The following is a 20,206-nucleotide window of genomic DNA, read 5'->3' on the forward strand; positions in this document are numbered from 1 at the left end:
CGCGCCGCCGCCTGGGGCCGTTCGGGCGTTCGCGGTCGTCACCGAGGGTTGGTAGGGACAGCCACACCCCCGTGCCTGGGGATGACGGGACGCCGTATCCGGGGGTCGACGGCATCGTGCCGGGGCACCCCGGATTGGGATCGTGGGCGCATCATCAGCCCTCGCATGTGGAGACCATCATGACCGGTCCGCAGCCCCTCCGTTGGCACCGCCCGCTGCTGTGGTTCGCGGCGGCCATGGGCCTGCTCACCATCGTCGCCGCCGTCGGCGTGTTCGTTGACGACCGGCTCGTTGTGGGCAGCCCGGCCTGGCTCAAGCCGTTCAAGTTTTCCGTCTCGATGGGGGTGTACGCCCTGACCCTGGCCTGGCTCCTCCGCGCCGCCCGGCGGGCCCGGCGCACCGGCTGGTGGGCGGGCACCGTCGTCGCGCTCGCCGCGACCGTCGAGATGTGCCTGATCGTGCTGCAGGGAGTCCGCGGCGAACCCAGCCACTTCAACAACTCCACGCCCTTCGACGAGGCGATCTGGTCGCTGATGGGCAACATGGTCGTGGTCCTGTGGACGGCCAGCCTCGTGGTCGCGATCGTCGTCGCCGTCCAGCGCGGCGGCGACCCGGTGCTCAAGTCGGCGGCCCGGCTCGGGTTCACCCTGTCGCTGGCCGGCATGCTGGTCGCGTTCCTCATGACCACCCCGACCAGCGAGCAGGACGCCGCCCTCGACCGCGGCGAGACGGTCGGCATGATCGGCGCGCACAGCGTCGGCGTCGCCGACGGCGGCCCGGCGATGCCGGTGACCGGCTGGTCGACCACCGGCGGCGACCTGCGCATCCCTCACTTCGTCGGCATCCACGCCCTGCAGGCACTGCCGCTGCTCGCCCTGCTCCTGGCCGGCGCCGCCCGCCGCTGGCCGACCGGTCCGTTCGGCTCCCAGCGGGCCGCGCGGGGTCTCGTGCGGGCCGCGGCGCTCGGGTACGCCGGCCTGATCGCCCTCCTGACCTGGCAGGCCCTGCGCGGCCAGCCCCTGCTCGAACCGGACGCCCGGACACTGCTGGCGGCGGGAATCCTCGCGGTGACGGTGCTGTGCGCCACCGGCGTCGCCGTCCGCCTCCGCGACCGGACGCCGATCCCCGCGGAGCCCGCACCGGCTCCGGCTATCGTCTGACGGTGACGAACGACGACCTCGAACTGGCCATCGCCGCCGCCGAAGCCGGCGCGGCGGTGGTCCGTTCGCATTTCGGAACCCACCTGGACCGCTACTCGAAGGGCGGCGGCGACTTCGCAACCGTCGCCGACATCGAAGCGGAGCGGGCGATCCTCGACGTGCTGCGGACCGCCCGCCCCGGCGACGCCGTGCACGGCGAAGAGAGCGGCCGCACGGGCGGCGGGGACCGCACCTGGCTGGTCGACCCGCTGTGCGGCACGCTCAACTACGCGGCCGGCGCCATGCTCGTCAGCGTCAACGTGGCACTGCGGACCCCCGCGGGCACCGCCGTGGCCGTGTCGGTCGACCCGTTCGCCCGCGAGGTGTTCTGGACGTCGGGCGGCCCCGCTCACGTGCGCGGCAACGGCAAGGACACGGTGCTCGTCCCGACCGCGCAGTCGGCGCTCGTGGACGTGAACCTCGACCCGCCGTTTCCGAACGGTCCGGCCTTCCATCCGGCGCGGCTGCTCGCCGACCCGACCTTCGGCGAACGGTTCCGCCCCCGGGTCGTCTCGACCACCCTCGCGGTCGCCTGGGTCGCCGCCGGCCGCCGCGCCGCCTACGTGACGGACGGCGACCTGCGCGACAGCGTGCACTTCACCCCAGGGATCGCACTGTGCGAGGCGGCCGGCTGCGTCGTGACCGACCTGCGGGGCCAACCGGTGCACACCGGAGCCGGCGGCCTCGTCGTCGCCGCCGATCAGCAGACCCACGCCACCCTCATCGAAATCATCGAGCGGCAGTTTCAGCACTGACCAACCCAGCGGATCCGCCTGCCTGGTCCCGCGACCTGCGCAACACCGTCCACCCCCGCCCCCAGGATCGCGCTGATCCGACGACCTGGTGTGTCCATACACGTCCACCAGTCGCACCATCGTGCGAACTTCGGTTGTGCCCTCGTCCGTTTCGGGCGGGGGCATCACTGCACCGGTCACCGGGGTCGTGTCGACCGCACGTACACCGGCACAGGGCCAACGGATCAGCTCGCGGAGCGCAGGTCCTTCATCTGGGACTCCTGTCGATCAACGCGCGTGGTGGACGTATCCACGAGACCGTCGAGGGTGGACGCCTGGTCACTGGTTCTTGTAGACCTTGAGTGCTCTTAGCACCGCCAGCGAGGTCGAGAGCTTCGTCAGGCGGGCGGATGCTGACTCAGCCTCCTTGATGTAGGACTCGGCATTGAGCTTGACCTCCTTCAGCGCGTTGCGAAGCTCGACAAGTTCGTCGAGGAACTCTTCAGGTAGCTCGGCAGTGAGCCAACTCTTGCGGCACTTCTGGCAGACCAGGCCGCGCCGGAACCATTGGATGTCTGAGTGGTCCCTGCGGTACCAGCGCTGCCCGGACGCGTACCCAAGGGACGATGGGTTGACGGCAGTGCACACCTGAACGGAGTTGCAGTTGGGGCACCACTTCTTGGTGCCGCCCTGGGTGACTCGTGCCATGGTCTCGTGATCCGTCCTAACCTGATCATGGCCGTGGCCAGCTACTCGCCACCCACCCGCCTCGGCCGCCGCGTCCGGTCACTGTGGAAGGGATCGCCGTAACGGCAGCGTGAGCGACCGCCCAGACCGGACTCTGGGCGTGGCACGGCCGCCGGCAGCGCCGACCGGTTGGTGGCCGCTCGCGCCTGGCGACTGGGCCAAGATCCTACGCGGCCGCACCCAGACAAGCTCCGGCCCGGGGTCCCCCAACCACCACCGCCGTAGCCTCCGGCCGAAGGCATCACGGGCGGCGATGTCAGTCACTGCCTGACCCACGAGCTCGCCGGCGTGTTCGATGTCGCCGAGGTTGTAGACGGTATCCGCGCGCCAGATGAGATACGTGGCCCGGTCACGGCTGCGCTCCTTCGGCTGCAACGCAAGCGATTGCGTCAGCCAATGACCGGTCGCCTGATGGCGACGCAGGAGCAGGTAGCAGGCCGCCACTTGTGCGAAGTACTCAGCTTGATCGAAGTGCTCGGCCCAGGACGGTGTGGGCTCCTCGTCCGCTCGTGACATCGCACGCTCGGCATCGATGAGCAGCCGTTCGCAGTCGAGGGTTTCGCCCAGGACCGCGTGCGTGCGAACCTGACGGGTCATCAGCACGTGGAACGGGTTGACCTGTTCGGCGTCAACGAACCGGACCGGCAGCCTGCCATGATCGTCCGTCATCGCCGCCTCCCCTCGGGGAGGAAGGCGTTGAGCATCGAGACGGCCCGCACGAAGGTCTGAGACGCCTCCGGCTCCGTGACCAGGGCTGTCGGTCAGCGAGTCGTGCAGATGGGCGACGAGTTCCACCACGAACCGCATCCGGACCACCGTCGGCGCGGGCAGCGTCAGCCCCGCACAAAGGGCTTCAGAGAACGGATCATGCTTGCCGAGTCGAGCAAGCATAGCGTCGACGCGACTCATCGGTTCGGTCATCGGGCCTCACTCCGCCCCGCGTGACCTGCGAAGACTCAGCGGCAGCGGATCAACCACCACCACCACGTTTGCCGGGTTCGCATCGCGATACCTCCGGCCCACCCAGGGATCGCGCGAACCCGACGACCTGCGCGACACCATGCACCCTCACCCCCGGGATCGCGCGGATCTGACAACCCGCGCGACACCATGCACCCTCACCCCCGGGATCGCGCGGATCTGACGTGCGCGACCCGCTCACCCTCACCCCCGGGATCGGGTGATGGTGAGCGGGTCGCCCGTGCTGATCCCAGCGCAGTTTGCCCGGGCGGAGGAGCGCGAGTGGGTCGATCGCGCTGTGCGGGGCCGCCGGCTGTGTCGTGGCCGAGCTGCCAAGGCAGCCGATGCGCACCCGAGCCGGCGGCCTCGACGTCGCCGCTGAGCAACAGACCCGCGCCACCACCCTCATCGAATCATCGAACGGCAGCTCCAGCGCTGACCAGTTCGCCGGCGGGCTGCTCGGGCTCGGCGGCCTGCAGCTTCTCGCCCTCGACGTCGATGTCGGGCAGGAGCCGGTCGAGCCAGCGCGGCAGCGCCCACGCACGCCGGCCGAGCAGTGTCATCACCGCCGGCACGAGCGTCATCCGCACCACGAACGCGTCGAACAGAATCGCCGCGGCGAGCGCGAACCCGATCGACTTGATGATCGCCTCCGGCGACAGGATGAAGCCGGAGAACACGCTGATCATGATGATCGCCGCGGCGGTGACGACGCGGGCACCGTGGCTGAAGCCGTTCACCACGGCCTGCTCCGGCGCGGCGCCGTGCACGTGCTCCTCACGCATCCGGCTGACGAGGAACACCTCGTAGTCCATCGCGAGGCCGAACACGATGCCGATGAGCATGACCGGCAGCAGGCTGACGATCGGGCCGGTCTGCTCGACGCCGAAGAGGCCCGCGAGCCAGCCCCACTGGAACACCGCGACGACCGCGCCGAACGTGGCCGCGACGCTGAGCAGGAACCCGCCGATCGCCTTCAACGGCACCAGGACCGAGCGGAACAGCAGCATCAGCAGCAGGAACGCGAGCACCACGATCACCGCGAGGTACGGCCCGAGCGCCGAGCCCATCTTCGCCGACACGTCGATGTTGACGGCCGTGGTGCCGGTGACGGACAGCGCTGCCCCGTCCGCCGCCGGCAGCGCCCGGATCGCGTGCACCAGGTCGGTGGTCTGCCCGCTGTCCGGCGCGCCGGCCGGGACCACCTGGAGGATCGCCGTGTCCCCGGCGGGGTTGAAGGCCGGCGGGCTGACCGCGACGACCCCGGGCAGCGCCGTGATCCGCTCGGCCGCCCCCGTCGCGGCACGCTTCGGATCCGGGTTGCCCGCGGCGTCGACGACGACGAGCAGCGGGCCGTTGAAGCCGGCCCCGAAGCCCTCGGTGAGCAGGTCATACGCCTTGCGCTGCGTGGTCTGCGGTCCGGCCACGTTGTCGCCGGGCAGGCCGAGGCGCATGTCGAGGGCGGGGATCGCGACCAACCCGAGGCCCAGGACGGTGACGGCCAGGGTCAGCACCGGCCGGCGGGTGACCAGCAACGCCCAGCGCCGCCCCATCGTGCCCTTGGCGCCGGTCCGGACCTGGCGCCCGCCGGTGACCCGCCGGCCCGCGAAGCCGAGCAGCGCCGGCAGCAGGGTGAGCGCGATCAGGACCGCGACGACGACGGCCCCCGCGGCGGCCAGACCCATCTGCGTCAGCATCGGGATGTTGACGACCACGAGCGCCGCGAGGGCGATGACTACCGTCAGGCCGGCGAACGTGACCGCGGACCCGGCCGTGCCCACGGCCCGCCCGGCCGCCTCGACGTCGGATCGGCCGGCCGCGAGCTCGTGCCGGTATCGGGACACGATGAACAACGCGTAATCGATGGCCACGGCGACGCCGAGCATCAGTGCGAGGGTCGGCGTGGTGCTGCTGAGGTCGACGAAGCCCGTGACGATCTGGATGCCTGCCATCGCCGCGACGACACCGAGCAGGGCAGTCAGCAGCGGCAGCCCGGCCGACACCAGCGACCCGAGGGTGACCAGCAGCACCAGCGCGGCGATGAGCAGGCCGATCGCCTCGCCGACGCCCTGCTCCGCCGGCGCCTGCAGGGCATCACCGCCGATCTCGACGGTCAGGCCCGCGTCCCGGCCGGTGGCCGCCGCGGCCAGCAGCGCCTCGCGGTCGCCGTCCTTCAGGGCGATCGGGTCCACCCGGTAGATCACCTGCGCGTATCCGACGGTGCCGGCCTCGTTGACGGCACCCTGCAGCGGGTCGGTGACGTTCGCGACCTGCCCGCCGGTGCGCAGCGCCGCGACGGTCCGCTCGATCGCGGCGGCGTTGTCAGGGTCGGTGAGCCGCTCCCCCGCGGGCGCCGCGAAGACCACCCGGGCCTGCGCGCCGCCGGCGCCGGCCTGCGGGAAGCGCTGCGCGAGCAGGTCCTGGGCCTCCTGCGCCTGCGTGCCCGGAATGGTGAAGCTGCCGGCGGTCGGCCCGGACAGCGTGGCCGCGCCGACGCCGAGGACCGCGATCAGCGCCAGCCACAGCGCGAGGACAAGCTTCCGTCGGCGGAAGCTCAACTTGCCGAGCCGGTACAGGTAGGAGCTCATGCGTCCACGGTCCCGGTTGGCGGGTGGGAAAGCGTCCTCCAGCCGCAGACACCGCCGTACCATGGCCGTGGTATTCGCGGCGGCATCCAGTACTACCGGTAGACGACGCCCCGGCACCCGCCGCCCGCGTACGGTGCAAAGGTGATGGACAGCAGCGACAGCGCCCTGACACGGGTGTGGAGACGAGCGGCGGGCAAACCCCTGCTGCTCGACATCCTGCTTGCCCTGGTGCTGGCGTTCGCGGTGCTGCGCGAGGCCGTGGACGCGCGGGCCACCGTCGGCGACGTGCTCGTCGCGGGGGTCGCGTTCGTCGCGGTGCTCATCCGCCGGATGGGCCCGCTTGCCGCGCTCGGCATCGCAACCGTCGCCACCGTCGGCGCGATCCTGAAAGGGGTCAGCAATCCGGGGCTGATCGTGGCGCTCGGCGTCATCACCTACTCGATCGCCGCGCACACCGACCGCCGCAAGGGTTGGACCTGCGCGCTCGCCGCCTCGTCCATCGTGTACCTGACAGGTCTGATCGTCGCCACCGAGGACTGGTGGCGGGGCGAGACCCTGGGCGTCTTCGCGTGGATCTTCATGGCGGCGGCGGTCGGCGACGCCGCGCGCACGCACCGCGCCTACGTCGCCGAGGTCGAGGAGCGTGCCCACCGGGCGGAGCAGACCCGGGAGGACGAGGCACGGCGGCGGGTCATGGACGAGCGGCTGCGTATCGCCAGGGAGCTGCACGACGTGGTCGCGCATCACATCGCGGTCATCAGCGTGCAGGCAGGTGCCGCCGCACACATCCTGCAGCGCCGCCCCGACCAGGTCGGCCCGGTGCTCAACCACATCCGGGAGGCGTCCGACACGGTGCTCAAGGAGATCCAGTCGGTGGTCGGGGTGCTGCGCAGCTCCGACGAGCACGAGAGCACCGAGCCGACCCCTGGTCTCGCCCGGCTGCCCGAGCTCCTGGCGACGCTGGAGACGACCGGGTTCCCGGTGCAGCACCAACAGGTCGGCGAGGCGCGGGAGCTGCCCGCCATGGTGGACCTCGCCGCGTACCGCATCGTGCAGGAAGCCCTCACCAACGCCCACCGCTACGGTGACGGTTCCGCCCGGCTGGACATCTCGTACACCCCCGGCGACATCGAACTTGAGGTCAGCAACCGGATGAGGACCACCACCGCGACGGGCTCCGGTTACGGCCTGCTCGGCATGCGCGAACGGGCCAGCGCCGCCGGCGGGAGTGTGACCGCGGGGCCCGCCGGCTCGCACGTGTTCCGGGTGCATGCGGTGCTGCCCGCGGATCCGCCAGTGCGCCTGCGGGCGGAGTCGACATGACCACCCGGACGCACAGCCGGTCGCACGCCCTGCCGCCCGCAAACCCGTGCCCGCATGACCACCTGGCCCCGCCCCGCGCCGCACGCAGACCCGCGGCCGCGAGCGTGGGCGCCGCTACGAGCGCGGGCATGGGCGCCGCTACGAGCGTAGGTGCAAGCGTGGGCGCGGGCGCGGGCGCGGGCGCGGGCATGGGCGCGGGCGCGGGCATGGGCGCGGGCATGGGCGCGGGCATGGGCGCGGGCATGGGCGCGGGCATGGGCGCGGGCATGGGTGTGGGCGTGGGTGTGGGCGTGGGTGTGGGCGTGGGCGCCGCTACGAGCGCGGGCGTGGGTGTGGGTGTGGGTGTAGGCGCGGCGGCGGCTACGGGCGTCAATGAAGTCAATGAAGCAGCCGACATGACCACCCGGACGCGCGCGCTGGTGCCCGCGGACGCGCCCGTGCTCCTGCTCGTGGGGTCCGCATGACGATCCGGGTGTTGCTCGCGGACGACCAGGCGCTGATCCGGGCCGGCTTCAAGATGATCATTGACTCGGAGCCGGACTTCGAGGTGGTGGCTGAGGCCGGCGACGGGCGGGAGGCGCTCGACCTCGCCCGCACCGCCCGCGCCGACGTGATCCTCATGGACATCCGTATGCCTCGTATGGACGGGCTGGAGGCGACCCGGCGCATCGGGGCCGACGACAACCTCGCCGGCGTGCGGGTCCTGGTGCTCACCACGTTTGAGACCGATGACAACGTGGTCCTGGCCCTGCAGGCGGGTGCCAGCGGCTTCCTCGGCAAGGGGGTCGCGCCCGCCGACCTGCTCCACGCGATAAGGGTCGTCGCGGGTGGCGAGTCGCTGCTGTCGCCCAAGGCGACCCGTGGGCTGGTGAGCCGGTTCCTGACCAGTCTGCGCCCGGGGGCCGAGGACCTCGTGAGCGCCCTGGACCTGCTGACCGAGCGGGAGCGTGAGGTCCTCGTCCTCGTTGCGCACGGGCTGTCCAACGACGACATCGCCGAGCGGCTGTTCGTGTCGCCGCTGACCGCGAAGACCCACGTCAACCGGGCGATGACCAAACTCAACGTGCGGGACCGCGCACAGCTCGTGGTCATCGCGTATCAGAGCGGTCTGGTCCGCCAAGGTGACCAGCTCCCAGCACCGTAGCGGCGGCCCCGCCGAAAAAACTCAGAAAAAGTTCGGCGGGGTTGTCGAAGCGGGGGTGGGTCGTTCGACGCGTCAGTGAAAGGCGCGATGGACGCGCCGGTGGCGGAAGGATTCGGACATGTCGTTCCAGGCGTACCTCGACAACATCGAGACCAAGACCGGCAAGACCCCGCGGGAGCTGCTGGCGCTCGCCACCGAGCGGGGGCTCGACGGTCCCGCGGTCAAGGCGGGCGCGATCGTGGACTGGTTGAAGGCGGACTTCGATCTCGGGCGTGGCCACGCGATGGCACTCGTGCACGTCATCAAGCACGGCCCGAAGATCCCCGGCAAGCACGTCGGCACCACCGGCGCGCACCGCGACGACTCCGACACGCTCTGGCTGGACGGCAAGGCGACCCGCCCCGCGTGACGGCGGCGGCACCACCAAGAACCAGCAAAGAACCAGAGAACCAGCAAAGACCACTAAACTCACCAAAACCGTCAAAAGAACCACCAGAACCACCAGAACCAGGCTCACCACCCGATCCGGGTGAGGGCCAGTGACACGAAACCGCGCAGCGCCCGCCGCTCCCAGCCGGGGACGTCGGCGGGCAGCGGCCGGTCGTGATCGGCGGCGACGGCGAGCATCGTCAGCGCCGGTTCGGGCGTGGCCCCGCCGTGCCGGTACGCCAGGGCGATCGCCGCCGTCAGCGCGACCTGCTCGTCCGGTGTGGCCAGCAGCGCCTCGAGCCGCCGGTCGATGCGCGGATCGGCGACCGGCAGATGGGCCAGGGTCAGGTTGGCACTCGCTCCGACGGGCCCATCGGACACCGCGAGCAACGCCTCCAGCGCCCCGGGTGCAGGCGGGAACCAGGCCAGCAGCGCCGCGGAACGGGCCGCGACAGCCGGATCCGGGTCACTCACCCAACCGGCGACGGTCGCGGCGTGGGCGGCCAGGGCCCGGTACGCGTCCCGCGCCCACCGGTCCGGCCCCGACATGTCCCAGTAGAAGTCGCCCACGGGCTCGTCGTCCCAGCCCTCGTCGAGGAACCGGTTCAACAGCAGCAGCTGCGAGTCGGTGATGGAGGACGCCGACGGGTAGGCGGCGTCGACGTCGAACGGCAGCGCGTCGTCGCGGTGGTCGCCGATGCCCACCGTCGCCAGCAGGTGCACCAGCGCCGCCCGGTCCGGGGTGGCCGGGTCATCGACGAGCGCCACGAGGAACGGCATCACGACGGCGGTGGCCTGCCATCGGGTGCCCTGGTGGTACAGGTGGTCGAACAGCTCCGCGTACGCAGGCGACGGCGAAGGCCCCGCCAGGGCGCGCAACAGCTCCGGCACGTGGCCCGAGGTGCCGTTGCAGCCGTAGACGGCGGCCCAGTCGACGTCGCTCACGCGGTGACCGGGCGGCCGTTCTCGAAGCGTTCGAAGGGGGCGCCGGGCCGCACGTACACCCGGATCGCCGTCGGGTCGGACGGCTGGACGTCGCAGGGGAAGCGGGCACCGGCCACGATGCGGGGCGCGTCGCGGTTGACGAGCGTGACGTCGTAGCGGTGCCGGCCGGCCAGTCCCGGGCCCGTGAGCGTGGCGTCGACCGCCAGCCGGACGTCGTACTCGCGGTTGAGCTTGTCGTCGTTGGCGTCGCCGGTACGCCATTGCTCCTGCACCGCACTCACCACCAGCTCGCCCCGGACGGTGCCGGCGGCCCGGGCTGCCGTCGCGCGACGCCGCTGCCGCAACCATCCGTCGACGAGCACGGCGAGGATGACGAGGACGAGGACGATGATCGCGGCTTTCACGGCGCCATCATCACGGTAGGAGGCGGACGGCTGTCAAGGATGCGGCGCGGCAGCCGCCGGGCGAGGATGGGCGGGTGACCCCCGATGAGATGCTCGGCGCCGCGATCGAGGCGGCGCAGGCCGGGCTGGCCGCCGGTGAGCTGCCGATCGGAGCCGTGGTCGTGGCCGGTGACGAGGTCGTCGGCTGGGCGTACACCGGCGAACGCACCCATGGCCGCCGGCTGGTGCACGCCGACCTGCTCGCGATGATCGAGGCCGACGAGACGCTGGGATGGCGGGACCGGCCGGAGCCGCTGCGGCTCGCGGTCACTCTCGAGCCGTGCGTGATGTGCCTCGGCGCGGCGATGTCGCTCGGCGTCCGCGAGGTGTACTTCGCGCTGGAGTCCCCCGGTGACGGCGCGGCCGGCATCGCCGCGTCGTGGCGTCCCGGCCCCGGGATGGCGTGGTACGAGGCACCGGCGATGCGCGGCGGCATCCGTCGCGCCGAGAGCCGTGAGCTGTTCCGGCGCTACAGCGCGACGGCGGCCGACTCGCCGCTTCGGGAGTGGGCCCGGACAGTCGCCGACCTACCCGACTGACACGAGCCCGACAAAGCCCGACAACAACCCCACCAAGACGCCCGAACGACGCCCCGGACCGAAGCCCGGAAGGAGGCGGCGCCGCACGACGTGGCGAACTACGCCGCCGTCAACGAGGAACGGTCGGCGTACGCGGGGATGCCGAGGTTGTCCCGCAGCGTGGTGCCGTCGTATTCGGTGCGCAGCGAGCCGCGCTCCTGCAGCAGCGGCACCACCTTGTCGACGAACTCGTCCAGGCCCGTCGGGGTCAGGTGCGACCCGATGATGAACCCGTCCGAGCCGTCGTTCTGCACGAACGCGTCAAGGCGGTCGGCGACCTGCGCGGGCGTCCCCACGAACTCGGTGTGCCCGAACACGTGCACCGCCAATTGCCGCAGCGAGAAGCCGTTTGAGGCAGCAAGCGCCCGCCACTTCGAAACGGTGTCGAGGGCGTCCTGGTGGATGCGGGCCCGGCCCTGGATCACGAGCGGCCCGGCGGGGTCCGGGTCCACGTCGGGCAGCGGGCCGTCCGGGTCGTAGCCGGACAGGTCGCGGTTCCACACGGTCTCGAGCAGGATCTGCGCGCCGCGCCCGCTGATCTGCGCCAGGGCGATCTCGCGGTGCCGTTCGATCGCGTCGGCCTCGGTGTCGCCGAGGACGAACGAGGCGCCGGGCAGGACCTTGGTCGATCCGGCGGGGCGGCCGTGGCGGGCCGAGCGTTCCTGGATGTCGCGGTAGAACGGCTGCGCCTCGGCGAGGGTGTGGAACGGGGAGAAGATCGCGTCGGGGCCGCCGCCGGCGGCGAACTCGCGGCCCTCGGCGGAGACGCCGGCCTGCAGGATGACCGGGTGGCCCTGCGGGCTGCGGGGCACCGTGAACCGGCCGCTGATGTCGAACTGCTTGCCGCTGAAGGCGAACTCGCCCGCGTCGGCTCGGCGCAGGAACTGCCCCGAGCCGGCGTCGGCGAGGACGTCGTCGGCGGACCAGGAGTCCCACAGCCGCCGGGCGACCGCGAGGAACTCCTCGGCCCTGATGTAACGGTCCTCGCGCTTGAGGAAGCCGCCGCGGCGGAAGTTGCCGCCGGTGAAGGCGTCCGACGAGGTGACGATGTTCCAGCCGGCCCGGCCGCCGGACAGGTGGTCGACGGTCGCCAGCTGCCGGGCGAGCTCGTAGGGCTCATTGAAGGTGGCGTTCACGGTGGCGATCAGCCCGAGGTGCGAGGTGACCGCGGCCAGGGCGGTGAGCACGGTGATGTTGTCCGGGCGGCCGATGACGTCCTGGTCGAAGATCTGGCCCAGCCGCTCCCGCAGCGCCAGCCCCTCGGCGAGGAAGAAGAAGTCGAACTTCCCCCGCTCGGCGGTCTGGGCGGCGTGCTGGAACGACGCGAACTCGATCTGGCTGCCGGCGGCCGGGTCCGACCACACGGTCTGGTGGTTGACGCCCCCGAGGTAGGCGCCGAGGATGATCTGCTTCCTGGGTCTGGTCATCTCAAGCGTCCGTTCCGACTGAAGTTCCGGCTGAAAGAGCCTGGTAGCGGCTCACGGGACGGTCCAGGCCCAGCTGGCCGCGCAGCGTGGTGGCCGAGTAGCGGTCGCGGAACAGGCCGCGCCGCTGCAGGACCGGCACGAGCTGATCGGTGACGGCGGTCAGGTCGGAGGGCAGGACCCCGGGTCGCAGCCGGATCCCGTCGTAGCCGAGTCGGTGCAGTTCCTCGATGTGGTCGGCGAGGGCTTCCGCCGTACCGGCGAAAATGCGCGCGTCGGAGAACAATTCAGCACCGTCGAGCGAATCGAGGTGTTCCTTGCGGGAAGCGGCGTCGGCGCCGAGGAACACCACCAGGTCGGCGTAGACCTGCAGCTGCGCGTCGCCGGCCTCCTGCCGGACCTCGGCCAGGATGGCGGCCGCGCCGGCCGGGTCGTGTGGGGTGACGAAGACGACGTCGGCCTGCCGGGCGGCCAGCCGGTAGGGCACGGTGGAGTGCGCGAGGACGGTGACCACCGGCTGGCCCTGCGGCGGGCGGGGCGTGATCGACGGCCCCCGCACCGAGAACCAGCGGCCCTCGAAGTCGATGCGGTGCAGCTTGTCCCGGTCGATGAACCGGTCCGTCGCCCGGTCGCGGATCTCGGCGCCGTCCTCCCAGCTGTCCCACAGCCGGCGGACCACCTCGATGTAGTCGGCCGCCTCGTCGAACCGCTCGGCGATGAACTGCTCGACCTCCGGCGTGGCAAGGGTCTCGAAGCTCAACGCCGGAGGCGACGAGCGCCGGCCGAACAGCGCCGCCTCGCCGCCCAGCCCGCCGACGCGCACCTGCATGCCGGCCCGGCCGGTGCTGATGTAGTCGAGCGTGGCGATGTTCTTCGACGTGTGGAACGGCTCGGTGTGGGTCATGCTGACCGCCGGGATGATGCCGATGTGTGCGGAGCCCGGGGCGATGCGGGCCGCGATGAGGGCCGCGTCCAGCCGGCCGCGGACCTGGTCGGTGCGGCTGTCGGCGGCGAAGTGGTCCGCGGACTGGATGGTGAGCGAGTCGTCGATCGTCACGAAGTCCAGCAGGCCGCGCTGCGCCTCGGCGAGCAGGCCGGTCCAGTAGGCGGCGGTGAACAGGTCGTGCGGCCGCGCGGCGGGGCTGCGCCAGGCCGCCGGATGCCAGCCGGCGCCGTCCAGCGCGACCGCCAGGTGGAGATGGGTCACTGTGGGTTCCTTCCGGGGCTGCGCAGCGCCGAGAACAGCACGGCGCGGCGGATCTCGAAGCCGAGCGCTTGGTAGAGCCGGATGGCGGTGGTGTTGTCGCGTCCGGTCATGCCTGGCTCCAGTGGCCGCGGCGGATCCACTCCTGTGCCAGCAGCTCGTAGGAGCGGACCCGGTCGGCGTGCTCGTGGGTGATGGTGGTGACGGCCAGTTCGTGCGCGCCGGTGGCGTCCCGCAGCTGTTCGAGCTTGTCGGCGACCGTCTGCGGCGAGCCGACGAGCTGCGTGTCGATGCGGTCCTGGACGAGTTCGCGGTCCGCCGCGGTCCACTCGTGCGCGGCCGCCTCCTTCGGGGTGGGGAACGGGATCGCGCCCGAACCGCCGCGGATGCTGCGCACCCACAGGCCGTAGCCGGAGGCGAGCTCGGCGGCGTGCTCGTCGGTGTCGCCGACGACGACGTCCGCCGACACGGAGATGTACGGCGCGGCCAGGTCCTCGGACGGGCGGAACGCGGCCCGGTACGCGTCGACCGCGTCGATGACGGTGCTCGGGCTGTGGTGGTAGCTGGCGGCGAACCTGAGGCCCTTCTCGCCGGCGACGGTCGCGCTGGAGCCGCCGGACGCGCCGAGGATCCAGACCTGCACCGCGGCGCCCTCGCCGGGGTAGGTGTGCACCTCGACGCCGCCGGGCGACACGTACGTGCCGGCGAGGAAGGCGAGGATGTCGCTGACCTGTGTGTCGTAGTCGGGGGTGTACGCGCCGGGCTGCTGCAGCAGGTCCAGCAGCGTGGCGAACTTGGTCGCGGAGTTGGCCAGGAGCAGGCTGAAGTCGTACTGCTTGGGCAGCAGCAGCCCGTTGTCGGCGCGCTGCTCGACGGTGTGCGCCCCGCCGCCGCGGTTCGCCACGTACGCGGAGACGGCGGCCGTGTGCTGGTCGGCGGCCGGGGCGGGCTTCTGGCGCCCGATCGAGCGGCCGAGGCCGAGGTCCAGGCGGCCCGGGTACACGGCGTCGAGCAGGCCGAACTCCTCGACGGTGGCGAGGGCCTGGCGGTGCCCGAGCTGGACCCCGGCCGAGCCGAGCCGGATGGTGCTGGTGGCGCCGGCGACGAGCGCGATGGACACGGCCGGGGACACGCCGAGCACGCCGGGGTTCAGGTGGTGCTCGGCGAACCAGTACCGCTGGTAGCCGAGGCGTTCGGCCTGCCGCGCCAGGTCGATCGCGTTGCGGACGGCGTCGCCGGTGCCGGCGCCGCTGCTGCGTGGAATGAGGTCCAGGACGGCCAAGGGGGTTGTGCTCATGGAGTTCCTCTCATCGGTTGAACGCGAAGCGCGGGTCCGGGCGGGTGCCGTCCAGGGCGAGGTCGGCCAGGACCCGGCCGATCGCGGGCACGAACTTGAAGCCGTGGCCGGAGAAGCCGGTGGCCACGACGACCGGGCCGTGCCGGTCCAGCACGAAGATCGAATCGGGAGTGGTGGTGTACGTACAGCTGATCGGCGTGAACACGTCGGCGTCGACGCCCGGCAGCCACCTGCGGGTGTACTCGCGCAGGGCGGCCAGTTGCGCGGGTTCCGGGGTGAAGTCGCGGTGGTCCGGGTCGACCTCGGGGCCGACGCCGTGGAAGCCGACCTTGATGCCCTCCCCGGGCGTGGCGAGGCCGTAGATCCCGCCGTAGAAGTGATCCGGGTCGGCGAAGCGGTGGCCGAAGCTCGGCCAGCCGTCCTCCGGTACACGGGCGGCGAAGTGCGCCGGCTGCTCCTGGGTGACCCGCAGCGGCGGCAGCGGCGCCAGCCCGCCGACGAGCTTGGCGGCCCAGGCGTTGACCGCGGCCACGACCCGGCGGGCGCGGTAGCTGCCGCCGTCGGTGTGCACGAGGACCGTGTCGTCGCCGAGGACCTCGATCGCCGTCACCGGCGTCGAATGCCGCACCTCCGCGCCCTCCTTCGCCGCGGCGTCCTGGAGGGCGGCGACGGCATGGTCGGCGTGCAGCCGCCCGCTGTCGGGGTGGAACAGCGCGCGGGTGTCGAACCGGATGCCGGGCCACCGTTCGGCCGCCTCCGCCGGGGTGAGCCAGCTGTGCGGCACCCCGGCGGCGGCCAGCCCGTCGGCGAGGTCCTGCAGGAACGGGTGGTCGCCGTGGTCGACACCGCCGGTGACGGTCAGCAGCCGGGCGCCGGTCACGTCCTCGAGTTCCCGCCAGAGCCGCCGGGCCTCCCGGGCGAGTCCGATGTGGACTGGGTCGGGGTAGGACAGCCGGAAGATGCGGGACGCGCCGTGTGACGCGCCGTTGGTGTGGCCGGCTTCGTACTGCTCCAGCAGCGCCACCCGCATGCCCCGGCGGGCGAGCTGCCAGGCGGCGGCGGAGCCCATCGCCCCGCCACCGACCACCACGACGTCGAGCTGTGTCATCGCCTCAACCCAGGATTCGTGCGGCGCCGTAGCCGCTGGCCAACACCGAACCGGCGGCGAAGCGGCCGGGAGCGAACTGGGCGAGGCCGGGGTCGGCGTCGGCGATGAGCAGCCGGGCCACGTGGTCGCCCCAGACCGGGGCGAGCTTGAACCCGTGCCCGCTCGTCCCCGCGTCGACGTACACCCGGGAACTGACCTGCCCGGTGACGGGTTGCCAGTCGGGGCTGACGTCGTACAGCGACGCCCAGCCGCGCTCCCGCACGGCGCGGCCGCGGATCGGGGCCCGCAGCGCGGCGCGGACGGCGAGCCAGTCGAACTCGTCGTCGGTGATCGCGGTGGCGTAGTCGTCGGGGTCGGTTGCCGTGGTGGGTGCGAGGGGGCCGAGGAGGTAGTGCCCGGCGCCGGCGGGCCGGGAGTAGTAGCCGTGCTGGACGTCGATGAGGACGTACGGCACGGCCCGTGGCGCGTCGGCGGGCGCGTGGCCGAGCCCGGCGACGACGTGCCGTTCGGCGGTCAGCGGCAGCGTGACGCCGACCTGAGCCAGCAGCGGGACGGTCCACGGTCCCGCGGCCACCAGCAGCCGCTCCACCTCGTGCCGCGTGCCGTCTCCGGTGACGACCCGTACTGCGTGGGTGCCCTCGCTGATCTCCCGGACCGGGGCGTGTTCCAGCAGCACGGCGCCGTGCTCGACGGCGCGGGCCGCGTAGCCGAGCGCGGTGCGCCGCGGGTCGGCGTAGCCGGCCCGGTCCTCCCACACGCCGACCGCGGTCCCGTCGAGGTTCAGGTACGCGAACCGGTCCGCCAGGTCGTCCGGGCCCAGGACGGTGTGGCCGATCCCGGCGGCGGCGAGGCCGGCGGCGGTGGCGCGCACGCCCGTGACGTCGCCGGCGCCGTGCAGGTACAGCCCGCCGGTCTGCACGTAGCCGCTGTGGCCGCCGACGCGGGTGTCGAAGTCGGCGAGGATCTCGGTGCTGTCCCGGGCGACCCCGGCCAGGAACGGGTTGGTGTAGTAGGACCGCACGACGCCGCTGGCCTGCCCGGTGGGGCCGCCGACCCGCTCGCCGCGCTCGAACACGACCGTCGGCACGCCCCGGCGGGCCAGGTGGTAGGCGGCGCTGAGGCCGTGCACGCCGGCGCCGATGATGCCGATCTCGGCGCGCCTGCCGCCGTTCATCGCCGGCACCCGGGCGCTGGGTTGGGGATGCCGTGCATCAATCGCGCGGCGGGAAGGGGGTTGGCTGGGTCATGTGCTCTCCCTCGGCCGAGGCCCGGGGCGGTGCGGGCCGCATGCTTACCGCACGGTCGTTGTGCGGTCGTGTCGTCACCCGGGGCACCCCGTCGCGGTGGAGGGTTGCCGGCCAGCTAGCCGGGGCTGGACGCTGGCACTCGTAACACGGACGTTCACCGCCAGCCCAGTGGTCTGACATCAGCAACGATAAAGGTCCACAGCGCGAATGTCTACTAAACCCATAGGATTACCGTGCGTCCGAGATCACAGGGTCATGGACAAGCGGAGCAGTGCTCCGTAATATCGGAGCACTGCTCCGATTCGAGAGGTGCCCGATGACCAAGGAACTCCACGAGTGGCAGGCCCGCTCGGGCGGCTACGTGCCACGACCCAGCTTCGAGGCGTACGCGGAGAAGTACGCGGACTACTTCGTCATGCAACGCCGCGACGGGATCATCGAGCTGCGGATGCACACCGGCGGCGGGCCGGCCCAGTTCGGCTTCGCCACCCACAACGCCTGGGGCCAGGCCTGGCAGGAGATCGGCAACGACCCCGACAACGAGGTCCTCATCCTCACCGGCACCGGTGACCAGTGGCTCGCCGCCGGCGCCAGCCCCGCCCCCGACGAGGCGACCAGGGAGCTCATGCGGCAGCCGTTCCCGAAGGACTTCGCCTACGAGCACACGTACTACGACGCGACGAAGCTGCTGGAGAACTTCATCTTCGGCATCGACATCCCCACCATCGCGGCGATCAACGGCCCGAGCATCGCGCACACCGAGTTCGCGCTGCTGTGCGACATCACCCTCGCCGCCGAGACGGCGACCATCATCGACCCGCACCTGCCGACCGGCGTGGCCCCCGGTGACGGCCAGCAGCTGACGCTGCAGGAGCTCATCGGGACCAAGCGGGCCGCCTACCACCTGTACACCGGCGAACCGATCACCGCGCGGCTGGCGCTGGAACTCGGTCTGGTCAACGAGGTGCTGCCCGCCGAGCGGCTGCTGCCCCGCGCGTGGGAGCTCGCCGAGACCATCATGAAGAGCCCCCGAGCCGCCCGCCGGCTGACCCACGCGATCGTGCAGCGGCCCTGGAAACGCCGGCTGGTGCACGACCTCGGCTTCGGCGTCGCTCACGAGATGTTCGGCATCTCCGCCGACCGGCTCCTTGGGTAACCGGCTTGTACGATGCGCCGGTGGGCGACGAGCTGCTTGACGACTTCATCCGCGCCGACCGCGAGCGCGGCCTGGGGGTCTACGGGATCCACCTGCACCGCGAGGGCAGCCCGCCGGTCGAGCGGCGGGTCCGCTCCGACGACCGGGTCAACCTGTACTCGGTCGCCAAGACGTTCACCTCGGTCGCGCTCGGGCTCGCCGAGGCGGAGGGCCGGCTCACCCTGGAGGACCGGCTCCTGGACCACTTCCCCGAGCTGCGGTCCGTGGCCGCCGACGGGGTCGAGGCGGTGACGCTGCGGCAGTTGCTGACGATGTCCAGCGGCACCAGCCACGAGTGGTTCGCCGACCAGCGCGTCGACGCCGCCGACCTGCTCCACGAGATCGTCGCCACGCTGCTGGACGCCGCGCCCGGCACGCGGTTCGCGTACACGGACTCCGGGCCGTATGCGATCGGCCGGGTCATCGCCAGGGTCACCGGCGCCGACCTGCGCTCCTACCTCCTCCCCCGGCTGTTCGCACCGCTGGACCTGCACAACCCGGCCTGGCACGCGTGCCCGCTCGGGTTCCCGTTCGCGGCCAGCGACCTGTTCCTGCGCACCCACGAGCTGGCCCGCTTCGCCCAGCTGCTGCTGCAGGAGGGCGAGTGGGACGGCCGCCGGCTGCTCCCCGCCGACTACGTGCACCGGCTGACCGCCGACCCGGCCGACACCAGCGCCATCACCGAGGGCGAGCGGTTCACCCACGGCTACGGCCTGGGCGTCTGGCTCGACCGGTCCCCCATGTTCCGGATGGACGGCCGCTACGGTCAGTACGCCGTCATCTGCCCCCAGCTGCGCGCCGCCGTGACCGTGACCGCGCACTCCGAGCGCGAGGTCGAGCTGCTCGACGCGATCCACGAACTGGTCGTCGACCGCCTCGAATGAGCCTCAGGTGAGCCACGGCGCGAGGAGGGTCGGATCGGCGACGGCGGACCGGACCTGACCGCGCTCGTCCTCGGTCAGCGTGAGCCCGCCGAGCCTGGCGCCCCACTCCGCCACCCGGTCCGGCTCCTCGAAGGCGGTCGACAGCTCGATCAGCGCGGCCAGGGCGGTCGCCTGCTCCACCGGTGACGCGGTGTCGCCGTGCCGGCGCAGTCCCGAGTTCAGCGCCCGGAAGGCGGCCAGGTCGTCGTTCTTGAACTCGCGCAGGACCCGCGCGTTGTCCAGCACCCTGGCGAGTCCCGTGAGCCGTTTGGAGCCGCCGTACTCCACCTCAGCCGGCTCGCCACGCTGGATGAAGACAATCGAGTTGCCCGACGGGTCCATGACCGTGAAGCGGGAGGCGCCGGGACGGAACCGGGTGATCCGGGGCAGCCCCTTCGCCAGGACCTTGCCGTAGGCGCCGCGCATCGCCGCCGTGAACGCCGCGTGATAGGGCGCGACCGCGTCGACCATCACCAGGCAGCCGCCGGTCCACTCGCGCGCCGGGTCGACGTCGGGGGCTGCGCGGGAGTAGTGCAGCTCGAAGCCGCTGCGCCGGAACGCCAGGTACAGATACGGCTTCGTCTGCTCCCACGTGACGGCGAATCCGAGGGCGCGCCAGAAGGCCAGGGTCTCCTCCGGCGACGTGCACGGCAGCAGTGGCACCGTCGTTTCATTGGGTTCGATCTGCGACTCAGTCACGCTCTACAGTGTAGAGCGA

The 20,206-nt window shown here is 72.0% G+C and carries 21 protein-coding genes and 1 riboswitch; of the genes, 9 read left to right on the forward strand and 12 right to left on the reverse strand.

Annotation, left to right across the window (positions count from 1 at the left end):
• Window positions 1–179: 179 nt before the first annotated feature.
• Together ACFPIJ_RS31725 and ACFPIJ_RS31730 are read left to right on the forward strand one after the other, a co-directional pair.
• The gene (locus tag ACFPIJ_RS31725) at window positions 180–1,160 is read left to right on the forward strand and encodes a hypothetical protein (protein ID WP_380120406.1); all 981 of its coding nucleotides are present in this window, start codon (window positions 180–182) and stop codon (window positions 1,158–1,160) included.
• A 2-nt stretch (window positions 1,161–1,162) separates the two neighbouring features.
• Entirely contained in the window at window positions 1,163–1,954 is a 792-nt protein-coding gene (locus ACFPIJ_RS31730) for an inositol monophosphatase family protein (protein ID WP_380120408.1), read from the forward strand.
• Between the two features lie 318 nt (window positions 1,955–2,272).
• On the opposite strand, the gene ACFPIJ_RS31735 is transcribed toward ACFPIJ_RS31730, so the two are convergent.
• The 3 genes from ACFPIJ_RS31735 to ACFPIJ_RS31745 form a co-directional block, all read right to left on the reverse strand.
• Entirely contained in the window at window positions 2,273–2,641 is a 369-nt protein-coding gene (locus ACFPIJ_RS31735) for a hypothetical protein (RefSeq protein ID WP_380120409.1), read from the reverse strand.
• A gap of 78 nt (window positions 2,642–2,719) precedes the next feature.
• The gene (locus ACFPIJ_RS31740; protein WP_380120411.1) at window positions 2,720–3,601 is read right to left on the reverse strand and encodes a hypothetical protein; all 882 of its coding nucleotides are present in this window, start codon (window positions 3,599–3,601) and stop codon (window positions 2,720–2,722) included.
• Between the two features lie 452 nt (window positions 3,602–4,053).
• Window positions 4,054–6,228 carry an MMPL family transporter gene (locus ACFPIJ_RS31745; RefSeq protein WP_380120413.1) on the reverse strand — a complete coding sequence of 725 codons (2,175 nt, stop codon included), beginning with the start codon at window positions 6,226–6,228 and terminating at the stop codon, window positions 4,054–4,056.
• A gap of 144 nt (window positions 6,229–6,372) precedes the next feature.
• Between ACFPIJ_RS31745 and ACFPIJ_RS31750 the strand changes: the two genes are divergently transcribed.
• From ACFPIJ_RS31750 to ACFPIJ_RS31765, 4 genes are all read left to right on the forward strand, one after another.
• The gene (locus tag ACFPIJ_RS31750) at window positions 6,373–7,551 is read left to right on the forward strand and encodes a sensor histidine kinase (RefSeq protein WP_380120937.1); all 1,179 of its coding nucleotides are present in this window, start codon (window positions 6,373–6,375) and stop codon (window positions 7,549–7,551) included.
• A 158-nt stretch (window positions 7,552–7,709) separates the two neighbouring features.
• Window positions 7,710–8,015, forward strand: a complete 306-nt coding sequence (locus ACFPIJ_RS31755; RefSeq protein WP_380120415.1) for a hypothetical protein — start codon at window positions 7,710–7,712, stop codon at window positions 8,013–8,015.
• Window positions 8,012–8,695, forward strand: a complete 684-nt coding sequence (locus ACFPIJ_RS31760) for a response regulator (RefSeq protein WP_380120416.1) — start codon at window positions 8,012–8,014, stop codon at window positions 8,693–8,695. Before ACFPIJ_RS31755 ends, ACFPIJ_RS31760 begins: the two co-directional genes overlap by 4 nt.
• Before the next feature lie 118 nt (window positions 8,696–8,813).
• A complete protein-coding gene (locus ACFPIJ_RS31765; RefSeq protein WP_380120418.1) occupies window positions 8,814–9,104 on the forward strand; it encodes a DUF4287 domain-containing protein in 291 nt (96 codons plus the stop codon).
• 104 nt (window positions 9,105–9,208) lie between these two features.
• Here the strand turns inward: ACFPIJ_RS31765 and ACFPIJ_RS31770 are convergent, their stop codons facing one another.
• Both ACFPIJ_RS31770 and ACFPIJ_RS31775 read right to left on the reverse strand, forming a co-directional pair.
• The gene (locus ACFPIJ_RS31770) at window positions 9,209–10,069 is read right to left on the reverse strand and encodes a hypothetical protein (RefSeq protein ID WP_380120420.1); all 861 of its coding nucleotides are present in this window, start codon (window positions 10,067–10,069) and stop codon (window positions 9,209–9,211) included.
• Window positions 10,066–10,473: a hypothetical protein gene (locus ACFPIJ_RS31775; protein ID WP_380120422.1), complete on the reverse strand. Its 408-nt coding sequence runs from the start codon at window positions 10,471–10,473 to the stop codon at window positions 10,066–10,068. Before ACFPIJ_RS31775 ends, ACFPIJ_RS31770 begins: the two co-directional genes overlap by 4 nt.
• A 74-nt stretch (window positions 10,474–10,547) precedes the next feature.
• On the opposite strand from ACFPIJ_RS31775, the gene ACFPIJ_RS31780 reads away from it, so the two are divergent.
• Window positions 10,548–11,051 carry a nucleoside deaminase gene (locus ACFPIJ_RS31780; protein WP_380120424.1) on the forward strand — a complete coding sequence of 168 codons (504 nt, stop codon included), beginning with the start codon at window positions 10,548–10,550 and terminating at the stop codon, window positions 11,049–11,051.
• Between the two features lie 98 nt (window positions 11,052–11,149).
• Here the strand turns inward: ACFPIJ_RS31780 and ACFPIJ_RS31785 are convergent, their stop codons facing one another.
• Genes ACFPIJ_RS31785 through ACFPIJ_RS31805 form a run of 6 tightly spaced genes read right to left on the reverse strand, consistent with a single transcriptional unit; the run spans window position 11,150 to window position 17,297 of the window.
• A complete protein-coding gene (locus ACFPIJ_RS31785; RefSeq protein WP_380120426.1) occupies window positions 11,150–12,517 on the reverse strand; it encodes an NtaA/DmoA family FMN-dependent monooxygenase in 1,368 nt (455 codons plus the stop codon).
• Between the two features lies 1 nt (window position 12,518).
• Window positions 12,519–13,721, reverse strand: a complete 1,203-nt coding sequence (locus ACFPIJ_RS31790; RefSeq protein WP_380120428.1) for an LLM class flavin-dependent oxidoreductase — start codon at window positions 13,719–13,721, stop codon at window positions 12,519–12,521.
• Window positions 13,718–13,831, reverse strand: coding sequence for a GNAT family N-acetyltransferase (locus tag ACFPIJ_RS64595; RefSeq protein ID WP_460491440.1), 114 nt, complete (start codon window positions 13,829–13,831; stop codon window positions 13,718–13,720). Before ACFPIJ_RS64595 ends, ACFPIJ_RS31790 begins: the two co-directional genes overlap by 4 nt.
• Window positions 13,828–15,015, reverse strand: coding sequence for an LLM class flavin-dependent oxidoreductase (locus ACFPIJ_RS31795; protein ID WP_380120430.1), 1,188 nt, complete (start codon window positions 15,013–15,015; stop codon window positions 13,828–13,830). The genes ACFPIJ_RS64595 and ACFPIJ_RS31795 overlap by 4 nt, the downstream gene beginning before the upstream one ends.
• A gap of 10 nt (window positions 15,016–15,025) precedes the next feature.
• On the reverse strand, window positions 15,026–16,123 hold the full coding sequence (gene solA, locus ACFPIJ_RS31800) for an N-methyl-L-tryptophan oxidase (protein ID WP_380120432.1): 1,098 nt from the start codon (window positions 16,121–16,123) through the stop codon (window positions 15,026–15,028).
• Between the two features lie 4 nt (window positions 16,124–16,127).
• Window positions 16,128–17,297: an NAD(P)/FAD-dependent oxidoreductase gene (locus ACFPIJ_RS31805; RefSeq protein WP_380120434.1), complete on the reverse strand. Its 1,170-nt coding sequence runs from the start codon at window positions 17,295–17,297 to the stop codon at window positions 16,128–16,130.
• Between the two features lie 108 nt (window positions 17,298–17,405).
• A riboswitch (SAM riboswitch) is annotated at window positions 17,406–17,517 on the reverse strand.
• Window positions 17,518–17,686: 169 nt separating this feature from the next.
• Between ACFPIJ_RS31805 and ACFPIJ_RS31810 the strand changes: the two genes are divergently transcribed.
• Both ACFPIJ_RS31810 and ACFPIJ_RS31815 read left to right on the forward strand, forming a co-directional pair.
• Complete coding sequence (locus ACFPIJ_RS31810) at window positions 17,687–18,526, forward strand: enoyl-CoA hydratase/isomerase family protein (RefSeq protein ID WP_380120436.1); 840 nt, start codon at window positions 17,687–17,689, stop codon at window positions 18,524–18,526.
• A gap of 20 nt (window positions 18,527–18,546) precedes the next feature.
• On the forward strand, window positions 18,547–19,449 hold the full coding sequence (locus tag ACFPIJ_RS31815; protein WP_380120438.1) for a serine hydrolase domain-containing protein: 903 nt from the start codon (window positions 18,547–18,549) through the stop codon (window positions 19,447–19,449).
• A 3-nt stretch (window positions 19,450–19,452) separates the two neighbouring features.
• Here the strand turns inward: ACFPIJ_RS31815 and ACFPIJ_RS31820 are convergent, their stop codons facing one another.
• Window positions 19,453–20,187 carry a VOC family protein gene (locus tag ACFPIJ_RS31820; RefSeq protein ID WP_380120440.1) on the reverse strand — a complete coding sequence of 245 codons (735 nt, stop codon included), beginning with the start codon at window positions 20,185–20,187 and terminating at the stop codon, window positions 19,453–19,455.
• Window positions 20,188–20,206: the final 19 nt, after the last annotated feature.

This window comes from Dactylosporangium cerinum, from assembly GCF_042653625.1.
GTDB classification, from domain to species: Bacteria; Actinomycetota; Actinomycetes; order Mycobacteriales; family Micromonosporaceae; genus Dactylosporangium; species Dactylosporangium cerinum.